This window comes from Paraburkholderia atlantica (assembly GCF_009362785.1).
Lineage (GTDB): Bacteria > Pseudomonadota > Gammaproteobacteria > Burkholderiales > Burkholderiaceae > Paraburkholderia > Paraburkholderia atlantica.
In genome coordinates this window covers 1-9,994 of record NZ_WHNQ01000086.1, presented here as the reverse complement: position 1 = coordinate 9,994, position 9,994 = coordinate 1, and the positions used below count along the sequence as shown (strand labels likewise).

5 protein-coding genes and 1 pseudogene are annotated in these 9,994 nt (G+C 65.0%); 1 reads left to right on the top strand and 5 read right to left on the bottom strand.

The features are described from left to right. The 4 genes and pseudogenes from GCT19_RS39565 to GCT19_RS39550 all read right to left on the bottom strand — a co-directional run. Window positions 1–167 (bottom strand): annotated as a pseudogene (locus GCT19_RS39565) (2-keto-4-pentenoate hydratase); the annotation flags it as partial. Between the two features lie 96 nt (window positions 168–263). Continuing rightward, window positions 264–1,802, bottom strand: coding sequence for a bifunctional 3-(3-hydroxy-phenyl)propionate/3-hydroxycinnamic acid hydroxylase (locus GCT19_RS39560; RefSeq protein ID WP_018436636.1), 1,539 nt, complete (start codon window positions 1,800–1,802; stop codon window positions 264–266). A 109-nt stretch (window positions 1,803–1,911) separates the two neighbouring features. Continuing rightward, window positions 1,912–2,766, bottom strand: a complete 855-nt coding sequence (gene bphD / locus GCT19_RS39555) for a 2-hydroxy-6-oxo-6-phenylhexa-2,4-dienoate hydrolase (RefSeq protein ID WP_152854927.1) — start codon at window positions 2,764–2,766, stop codon at window positions 1,912–1,914. Window positions 2,767–2,817: 51 nt separating this feature from the next. Beyond that, complete coding sequence (locus GCT19_RS39550) at window positions 2,818–3,741, bottom strand: VOC family protein (protein WP_152854926.1); 924 nt, start codon at window positions 3,739–3,741, stop codon at window positions 2,818–2,820. 248 nt (window positions 3,742–3,989) lie between these two features. Here GCT19_RS39550 and GCT19_RS39545 point away from each other — a divergent pair, with 248 nt between their 5' ends. Beyond that, window positions 3,990–4,745: a TetR/AcrR family transcriptional regulator gene (locus GCT19_RS39545; RefSeq protein WP_152854925.1), complete on the top strand. Its 756-nt coding sequence runs from the start codon at window positions 3,990–3,992 to the stop codon at window positions 4,743–4,745. A gap of 18 nt (window positions 4,746–4,763) precedes the next feature. Here GCT19_RS39545 and GCT19_RS39540 read toward each other — a convergent pair whose 3' ends face one another. After that, window positions 4,764–9,887 carry a beta strand repeat-containing protein gene (locus tag GCT19_RS39540; protein ID WP_321576948.1) on the bottom strand — a complete coding sequence of 1,708 codons (5,124 nt, stop codon included), beginning with the start codon at window positions 9,885–9,887 and terminating at the stop codon, window positions 4,764–4,766. Between the last annotated feature and the right edge of the window lie 107 nt (window positions 9,888–9,994).

Genomic DNA, 9,994 nt, shown 5'->3' with positions numbered 1-9,994 from the left:
CGCTCGCCGTTCGCGATGCGCAGATCGACGTTCGCCTGCTGCACTGCGTAGGCGGTAGCGATGTCGTCGAGGGGGATATCTCCGCGTACGGGCGAGATGGTCTGGCGCGACGCTTCGGCGTTGCGCAGACGCGCGGCCAGCGCATCGATGACGTTGGCATCATGCATTTTCGAGTTTCTCCCTGGTTTGAGGCGTGACGTGATACGGGGAGGCGGACCTGGCCGCCTACCCGTTCGTCGAGCGATGTCACGTAGTGCAGCGTGTCAGGCAGGTACCGCAAGACCGCTGACGTCGGCGGAGGCGACGAAGCGATCGGGGCGCAGCGCGACTGCGCGCGCGCCGTACTTGCGCAACCATGGGCGCAGCACGCCGTCGAGATCGACGAATTCGTCGCAGCCCTTGGTGTGCTGATCCTGTTGGCGCAAGGCAATGTAGCGAGCGCCGAGCTGGTCCCACGCGGCTTTTTCATCGGGCGAGAGCAGCGTGGCGGGATCGACGTCGTCGCCGAGCAGCACGAAGCCGTCGCCGAGCAGGTCGTCCAGCCGTGCCATCACCCCGCGGTTGTCGCCGACGACGGGTTGCGGCACCATGCGTCCCACGATGCTGTCGTTAGCGAGCGGACCGCGCAGCCAGCCGGCTTCCAGCACCGGCGGCGCGATGAGCGGCTGCTCCGGCGCGTCGGGCGGAGGCGGTGCATTGAGCGCGGCCTGTTCTGCTTCGGAGAGTTCCTGCTTGATGATGCGGCCGAGTTGCACGGCAAGGCCGGTGTAGAACGCGGCATTGGGCCGGCGTTCCGTTTCATAGGTATCGAGGAACTGCTCGGGCAGCGTGCCCTTGAGCACACCCGCGAGCTTCCAGCCCAGGTCGAACGCGTCGCGCATGCCGGTTTGCATGCCCGCGCCAGCCCAGGGCGGCATCAGATGCGCGGCGTCGCCCGCGAGAAACACGCGCCCGACGCGCCACTTGTCGGCCATCCGCGTATGGTGGCGATAGAACGCATACTGGTGAATATCGACATCGTCCTCGGTGACGCCGAGGGCTTTCAGCAGCGGCCAAACGTCCTCGTTCGTCGCGAAGTCGGCTTCCGACTCGGTAGGCTTCAGCGGCAGTTCCCAGCGGTGGTTGCCGCCAGAGAGCGCGATGTCCACCACCGGCCGTTCCTTGTCGGACCAGAACGTCAGCAGGTTGCGGTCCGGCCACCAGCGCTTGACGCGGCAGTCGATCACGATCCACTGCACGTCGAGCGTATCGCCCAGCAGCTTCACGCCGAGCTTGCCGCGCGTGGCACTGCTGCCACCATCGCAGCCGATCACGTAGCGCACGCGGGTCTGTTTCGTTTCGCCCGTCGAGAGGTCCTTTGCGGTTACCGTGACGCCGGTTTCATCCTGCTCCAGCGACACGACCTCGAAGCCATAGTGCACGTCGATGTATTCGGCGTGCTTCGCCGCGCATTCGCGCAGCGTCGACTCCATCGTCGGCTGATAGATGTTGAAAAAGCGCGGCTTGATCCCGAGCGTCGAAGGCGGATGCTCGATGCGCAAGATCTCGGTACCGTCATAGCGCATCCAGCGTAGCGCGCGTTGCGGATCGATCTGCTTCAGCACCGGTTCGTCGACGCCGAGGTTCTGGAAGATGCGCATCGTCCAGTCGTTGACGGTGACCGCCCGCGCACGCTGGTAAATGTCTTTGTGTTGCTCGAACGCGATGGTGGAAATGCCATGTTTCGCGAGGGTCAGCGCTGCGATTACGCCGGTCGGTCCATAACCGACGATGGCAACCTCGGCGTCGTACTCATTGGTCATATCTTGTCTCCACTAGATATTTTGGATGTTCAACGTGGCGGCGGGATGCGCGTGTTCGCAGCACAAGAGCAGCGCGATGACGGCCGACCGCCGCCGTCGCCCGCTTTTTTTAGTTATTCAGGAAGTCGATGACGAGGCGATTGAACTCGTCGGCGTGTTCCCACTGAGCCCAGTGGCCGCACTGCGGCAGGATATGGAGTCGCGCATCCTGCAAGGTATTGATCATGCGCAGGCCGTGATCGAGAGGCACGAAACGGTCATCGCGGCCCCACGTGATCAGCGTCTTGTGTGCGATTTGCGGAAAGCGTGCGGACAGGTCCCATGTGGTGACGGGGCAAAGCTTCGAACTCGCGATGAAGTTCTTCAGGTGGTTCAGGTTCGACTCGATGTTGTTCCAGCGTCCGCGGCGCAACTCTTCGGTGATCGCGCCAGGCCAGTACACGAACACTTCGAGCATGGCTTCGAAGTTCTCATAGGTGGGTTCTGCATAAAGCTTGAACATGCGTTTGATGCCTTCACCCGGCTGAGGCTGCAGGATGCTCGGACCCTGAGCGCCAGGTCCCATCAACACCATGCGATCGAGGCGTTCCGGATATTCCAGCGCGAAGCTCAATGCCGAGGCTCCGCCCATCGAGTTGCCGACCAGATGCACGTTGGCGATATCGAGCGCGTCGAGCACCCCTTTGGTCGCGCGCGCGTTCAGCAGGTTGCGCGGCACGTCGCTGACGATCTCGCCTGATTTATTGAAGCCGGGGCTGTCGATGAGCAGCACACGAAATCCCGCGTTCACCAGCGCGTCGACATTGCGGTAGTAGTTGCTCCAGCCGCTGGCGCCGGGCCCACCGCCGTGCAGCATGGCGACGGCCGGGCCGTGGCCGGCGTCGTTGAAATGGATGGTGAAGTTTTCGAGACCAGGTTCGTTGATCGTCACGAACTTGCTGGTGCTGGCTTCGGTCAAGGTCATACTGTGGCTCCAGGGATATCGTTGCAGTCAAGCTATGTGATGAGTCGGGATTCAATGCGCGTTGGGGGCGGGTGCGCCAGGCGGCGGATTCAGTTTGTGTCCCCAGTCGCTGAGTTCGGAGTAGCGTTTGATTTCCCATGTGTCGTCGTCTACCACGATGCCGCCCGCGCCGAATTCGATCGCGAATCCGGACGGCGAGATCATGTAGAAGGAAAACATCTGGTCGTTGGGGTGATGACCCAGTTCCATCAGGATCGGCACGCCGGCCTGCTTGCAGCGGTCGTAGGCGAGGCCGACGTCGTTCGCGTCGGTGCACTCGACCATGATGTGGTGGATACGTTTCGGGACCGGGAACGGCACTTCCGCGACGGCCATCGAGTGATGACGTCCGCTGCGAGCATGAAAGAACGTCACGTCGAGGTTCACGCCCGGTGCAGCTTCGCCAGTGATGGAGTCGCTGAGCTTCAGGCCGAGCACGTCCTGGCAAAACGCCTTGGCGCGTGCACTCTGTTTCGGTACGGTGACGAAGTGGCCAGCGCCCAGACGTCCTGTGCTGAATGCTCCGCGCAGTACCGAGGAGCGGAATGCGTCGCGCGTGTGGGCACGGTACGCGCAGCTATAGAACTCGTGGCTGATGCCATCGGGATCGTCGCATACGAAGAGGCGCGCTACGCGGCGCTGTTCGGCGATTGCACGATCCGCCTCGACGATCTCGGCTCCGTGGGCACGCGCCTGATCGACGAACGCGTCGAGCTGCGCATCCGTTTCGAATTCCCAGCCGGCGGCGAGGAAGTCGTCGAGCTCATTCTTGACCAACAGGAAGCGCTGCTCGTAATCGTCCATACGCAGGCCCAGCGATTCGCCGGCGACTCGCCTGGCCACCTGCAATCCCAGTACGTTGACGGCGAACCCCTCCCATGCTGCCAGGTCGCTTACGCCAAGGACCATATATCCCAGTGTCGACACGCTGTGCATAGCTCTCCTTATGTTCAAGTTCTGATGACGGGCCATTGGCCCGGAATTGTTGCGAAGCACTCTGCGGTGCGTGCTCGTGTCCCGATCGGCCGATGACGAACGACACCCGATCCGGGTGATGGTCTGGCTCATTCCCGCAGTTGGAATTAGTGTACCGATCGGTCCAATCGCGAACAGCCAGGGCAAACCAGTAATGAACCGATCGGTCCAATACTGGAGAAAAGGGGGCGAAGCGGTATACTTTTGGGATGGAAAACACACAGCAAATTGGCAATCGACGCGGCCAGCGATCGCGCCAGGAAATCCTCGACGCGGCCGCCCGCGTGATGTCCGCCTATGGCTACACCGGCACCTCGATGTCGGCGCTGGTCGAAGCAACCGGAATCCCGAAGAGCGCGATTTATCATCATTTCGGCTCCAAGGCCGGGCTGTTGGCGGAGGTGATGGCCCAAGGGGCGCGGGGCTTCTTCGCCGCGATGCGCGAAGCTCACCAGAATCCGCCCGAAGGCGGCACGTCGCGCGAGCGTCTGGGCTGGTATCTGAAGAAGACGGGGGAGGTGTTCCAGCACCGCGAGAACTTCCTGCGCCTGTTGGTCGTCATGGTCATGAGCAACGAAGCAGCGGAGCCGGAGGCGATCCAGACGGTGATCGAAGTACGCAACGAAGGCCGCGACTATATGCGCGAGATGATCCGCAGCACGTTTCGCGCCGAAGGCGATGCCGTGGCCTCAGCAGTCGCCGACGAGCTGGCGTATTTCGGCATGCTCGGCTTCGACGGCGCCTTCGTCTCTTTTCAATCGGGCGACAACAGATCGATGGAAACGCATATGGCGCAGCTTACCGATGCGCTGATTGCGCTAGGCGAAGCGCGTGCCGCGTCGTTTCGGGAGGAGACCCCGGCGGCGGCCCGCAAGCGCGAGGCTAAGCCGGCGAAGGACTCTGTCAGGCCGGCGGAGAAGCGGTCGAAAAGCAAAGCGGTGCAAAAGGGCGGCATCGCTGGCTGACTCACCCTCGCGCCGCTTCTAGAACTTCCATCGCAGGCCGGCCTGGAACGTCTGGCTTCGGGTATTTCCAACAGGCAGGATCGCATCGTAACTGGCGTAGAAGGACAGGTTCGGTCCGGCGGTAATCGTCACACCGAGGCCGGCGATCAACTGGTTGCGTGACGGTGCAATGCCGGTCACCGGAAACGCGGTGCCGTCTGTTGCGATGAGGTTCAAGCCGCGTGCGTTGGACAGCGTTTCATACGCGTAGCCGAGGCGAAGCTCCGGCGTGATTTCGGTGCTGCCACGCGTAGTGAAGCGCTGCGACACCGCGAACCCAAAATATGGCTGGAAGCTGTCGGCGCTGTGATTGTCCGCGCCCAGGTTGAAGCCGCTCGCGCCGGTGTCGGTGAATGCGCCTTCCGACAGATGAACGTACTGAATGCCAGCCTTCGGTGTCAGCGTCGCGCTGCCGCCCGCGAGGCCGGGTATCGTCATGGGCATGCTCCATTGCGCGGCGAACGTCGCCTCGTCGCCGCCGTGGCTCTCGCTCGCGGTGCCGATCCCGGCGATACCGCGCGTGGTGCGCATCCAGTCATGTGCATAACCGGCAGTCGCGGTGATCAGACTCGGGCCGAGCGCAATCCCTCCATAAAGCGCGACCCGTGCGCTCTCGAACGAGCCGCTCGAAGTCGAGTGCTCGTCGATGCTGCTGTTCAGGTAGCCGAGCGCCGCGCCCACATAGAGGTTGTTTTCGAGCGGCTGGTCATAGCCGAGCAGGAAGCCGCCGGTCGAGCCGGTAAATCCCGGCGTGCCGCCACTACCGCTCAGCGACGTGAAGTTGCCGATGCCGCGAATCCATGCGCCACGGGAGGGCTGAGGCAATGACAGCACAGGTGGCGTCTGGCCCGTCGCGTCGGCGTATTGTGCTTGCATCGGCGGATCGCCGCGGGTCGCGACCGGGCCGTCCGCGATGCCGGCACGGCGCTGCCCTATCCGGTCGAGAATGATGCCGTTGATCTGTTGCGCGTTCAGCAGCGCCATGCTGGTCAGCGTCGTGTAGATCGTGTCGTTGGTCGGCGCGACGACGGCCACTGACTGTGGCGACGCCGGATTGCTGAGGCGCAGCGTCACGTCGGCGGGGTTGTAGTCGATCGACTGGGACAGGCCGCTCGGGTTCGTGCCGCTCACTTGCGAGAACGCGCCGCCGACGCTCTGCGCGCTCAGCAGCTTGTAGGTGGTCGGGTTGTAGGTGCCCGGCGCGAACAGCAGCGCGAGCTTGCCGTCGAGCGTCGCCGTGCCGCCGACTTTCAACAGCGACGCGGCGCTCGGGCTCACCTGGATGCCGAGCGTGCCGCCGGCGCCTTGCACGAAGTTGCCGCCGACCCTCAACGTGCCGATAGAGCCGCCGGGGGCCACCGTGCCGCCCGTATTGACGAGACTCCCGCCGATCGTGCCAAAACCTTTGAGGGTGCCGCCGGACACGTCGACGTTCCCGCCGAGGCTCGCGTTGGGCGCCGCGTCGGTGCCGATCGCGACGGTGCCCGCTGCGATCGTCGTCGTGCCTGCGAAGCCGCTGCTGTCGCCGGTCAGTGAGAAGGTGCCAGCGCCCTGCCAGAGCAGCTTTCCGGTGCCGGCAAACGAGCCGGCGAAACTCGTCGAATTGCTGGTGCCGAAGCTCAGCGTATTCGCGCCGACGTCGACCTTCGAGCCGGCCACGCTCGACAAATCCTTGATCGTCTGATTGCCTGCGGCCGTGAGGTCGAACACCGCGCCCGCGCCGGAGAGCTTCACTCCGTTGCTCGTCGCCACGGAGCCGCCGCTGCCGAGCGCCAGCGTGCCGCCGCTGATGGTCGTCGCGCCGGTGTATGCGTTGTTGCCGGTCAGCGTCACCACGCCTGCACCGGTCTTGCTGAGCGCGCCGCTTCCCGCGAGGGATGCGCTTACGCTACCCGATTGCAGCGCGAAGCCGGTCGATGACGACAGGGTGCCGTTGTTCACTTCGCCGCTAACCAGCGTCAGGCCGGCGTCCTGCGTCTGCTTCGTGCCACCGAGGTCCAGCGTGCCGCTCGACACCGTAGTCGCGCCCGCATTCGCGCCGAGCGTTCCAGCGTCGCTGAGCCGCAGCGTGCCGGCGCTGATCGTCGTGCCGCCGGTGTAGGTATTCGTGCCGCTCAGGACCAGGGTGCCGAGGTCGGCCTTGTCGATTCCGCCGCTGCCGGTTAGCGGCGCCGCGATCGTGTCCGCATAGCCGGCTCCGGCCGAGGTACCGTCGCCGACTCGAATCAGGTTGCTGCCAGGCGCCAGCGTGATCGGCGCGCCCTGGATCAGGTAACCGCTGGTCGCGAACTGCATCCCCCCGGAGACGACGTTGCCGAGCGTGTCGTCGACGTTCACCGTGCCGGGAGCCGCGGCGAAGATCGCAAACGCGCCGTTGGTGTACGGCACGTTGAAGGCGCCGTTCACGCCGGCCCAGTTGTCGTTGCCGGCGGCGGCTTGCCAGACACCGGTGCCGCCATCGACCGAGTCGTTGTCCTTGCCGCCGCCGTTGCCGCCGTCCCAGAAGTTGGTCGTCACGCCGGTCGAGTTCACCAGGTTGACCTCTGCCGCGATCGACGTCTGGACCGAGGCCGTGACGCCGGCCGGCAGCGAGCCGGGCTGAAGGCCGTCATTGGTCAGCGCGCCGCCATAGCTGATGATCCGATAGATGCCCGGATCGAAACTACCTCCCGACGACGCGACGTTCAGCGTGCCGGCCAGCGTCAGATTTCGGCCGACCGCCGTCAGGTCGTTGAACGGGCCGCCGACCACGTTGGTTTGGCCAAAGTGGTAATCGAGCGTCGACGACGCGGACAGCGCAAGGTTGCCGTTGATGGTCAAGGTGCCGGGGCCGCCGCCGAGGCGGGTATTGCCCGGAGCGAGCACGCCGTCCGCGATGTTGACGTTGCCGCCGAGCGTGCCCCCGCCGCCGAGCGTTCCCCCGGTCGCGACGGCGAGCGTGCTGCCCGCGTTGCCGAGTGTTCCGCTGACCAGCAGCGAGCCGCTCGTGACGCTGGCCGCACCGGAGAAGGCGCTGCTGTCGCCGGTCAGGTGCGTGATGCCGGCGCCGGTTTGCTGCACGTTTCCGGCGCCGGAGATCAGGCCGGATTCGGTGATCGTCGTGCCGGAGGCGGGGTCTAACGCGAGAGTGGCGTTGTCGGTGATGTTGCCGGTGATCGAGCCGTTGGTGGTGCCGTCGCCGAGTTGCAGGGTGCCTGCGCTGATCGTCGTGCGGCCGGTGTAGGTGTTGGCGCCTGCCAGCACCATGGTGCCGGTGTCGGTCTTCGTGAGGGCGCCGGCGCCGGACAGCACGCCGTTCATCGTCAGCGTGGTGCCGGGGTTGATGTCGAAGGTGCCGCCAGCGGCGCCGATCGTCATACTGCGCGGTGAAGCGAAACTTGCCGTCGTGTTCAGCGTGCCGCCGTCGAGCGTGAGTGCGGCGGTCGCAGCGCCGAGATTGCTGTCGGCCGATACCTGTAGCGTGCCGGCGTTGATCGTCGTGCCACCGGTGTAGGTGTTAGCGCCAGTGAGTACCGTTGTACCGATGCCGGCCTGCTGAACCTGACCCGTTCCCGAGATCACGCCGGCCTCGTTCATTGTCGTGCCGGAGGCGGGGACGAAGGAAAGGATCGCGTTGTCAGTGACGTTGCCGGTGATCGAGCCGTTGGTGCTGCCGTCGCCGAGTTGCAGGGTGCCCGCGCTGATCGTCGTGCCACCGGTGTAGGTGTTCGTGGCTGTGAGCACCGTTGTGCCCGTGCCGTTTTGCTGGACCTGGCCAGTGCCGGAAATCACCCCGGCCTCCGTCATCGTTGTGCCGGCGGCGGGGTCGAACACGAGGGTGGCGTTGTCGGTCACGTTGCCGGTGATCGAACCGTTGGTGGTGCCGTCGCCGAGTTGCAGGGTGCCCGCGCTGATCGTGGTGCCGCCGGTGTAGGTGTTCGCGACGCTCAGAACCAGCGTGCCGAGGTCGGCCTTGTCGATGCCGCCGCTGCCGGTCAGCGCCGCTGCGATCGTGGCCACATAGCCGGCCCCGGCCGAGGTACCGTCTCCGATCCGGATCAGGTTGCTGCCGGCGGCCATCGTGATGGGGCCGCCCGCGATCACATAGCCGCTGCTGGCGAACTGCATGCCGCCGGAGACGACGTTGCCGACGCTGTTGTCGACGCTCACCGTGCCAGGAGCCGCGGTGAAGATCGCAAACGCACCGTTCGTATAACGCGCATTGATCGAGCCGTCGACCGACGTCCAGTTGTCGTTGCCGCCGGCGGCCTGCCAGATGCCGGTGCCGCCATCGACTGCATCGTTGTTCCTGGCGCTGCTGTTGCCGCCGTCCCAGAAGTTGGTGGTCACGCCCGTCGTGTTGATCAGGTTGACCGCTCCGGCGATCGACGTCTGGATGGTGCCCGAATCGCCATTGGGCAGCGTGCCGATCGCGAGGCCGTCGTTGGTCAGCGCTCCGCCATAGCTGATGATCCGGTAAAGCCCCGGGCCGAAGCTGCCGCTCGATGAGGTGACGTTCAACGTGCCAGCCAGCGTCAGATTTCCGCCGACTGAGGTCAGATCGTTGAACGCGCCGCCGACTACGTTGGCCTGGCCGAAGTGGTAGGCGAGCGTCGATGAACTCGACAGCGCGAGGTTGCCGTTGACGCTCAGCGTGCCGGGTCCTCCGCCGACGCCGGTGCTACCCGGAGCCAGGATGCCAGCGCCGACGCTGACGTTGCCGCCGAGGGTGCCAGCGCCACCGAGCGTGCCGCCTGATGCGACGGCGACCGTGCTGCTCGCGTCGCCGAGGGTGCCGCTGACAAGCAGCGAGCCGCTTGTGACGTTCGTTGCACCGGAGAACGTGTTGCTGTTGCCTGTCAGGTTCGTGATGCCGGGGCCGATCTGCTGGAGCTGGCCGGCGCCGGAGATCACGGCGGTGTTGGTCATCGCGGTGCCGGAGGCGGGGTCGAAGGCGAGGGTGGCGTTGTCGGTGATGTTGCCGATGATCGAGCCGTTGGTGGTGCCGTTGCCGAGTTGCAGTGTGCCGGTGGTGATCGTGGTGCCGCCGGTGTAGGAGTTCGTGCCCGTCAATACTGTTGTGCCGGTGCCGATCTGCTGGAGCTGGCCAGTGCCGGAGATCACGCCGGGCTCGGTCATCGTCGTGCCGGAGGCGGGGTCGAAGGCGAGAGTGGCGTTGTCCGTGACGTTGCCCGTGATCGAGCCGTTCGTGGTGCCGTCGCCGAGTTGCA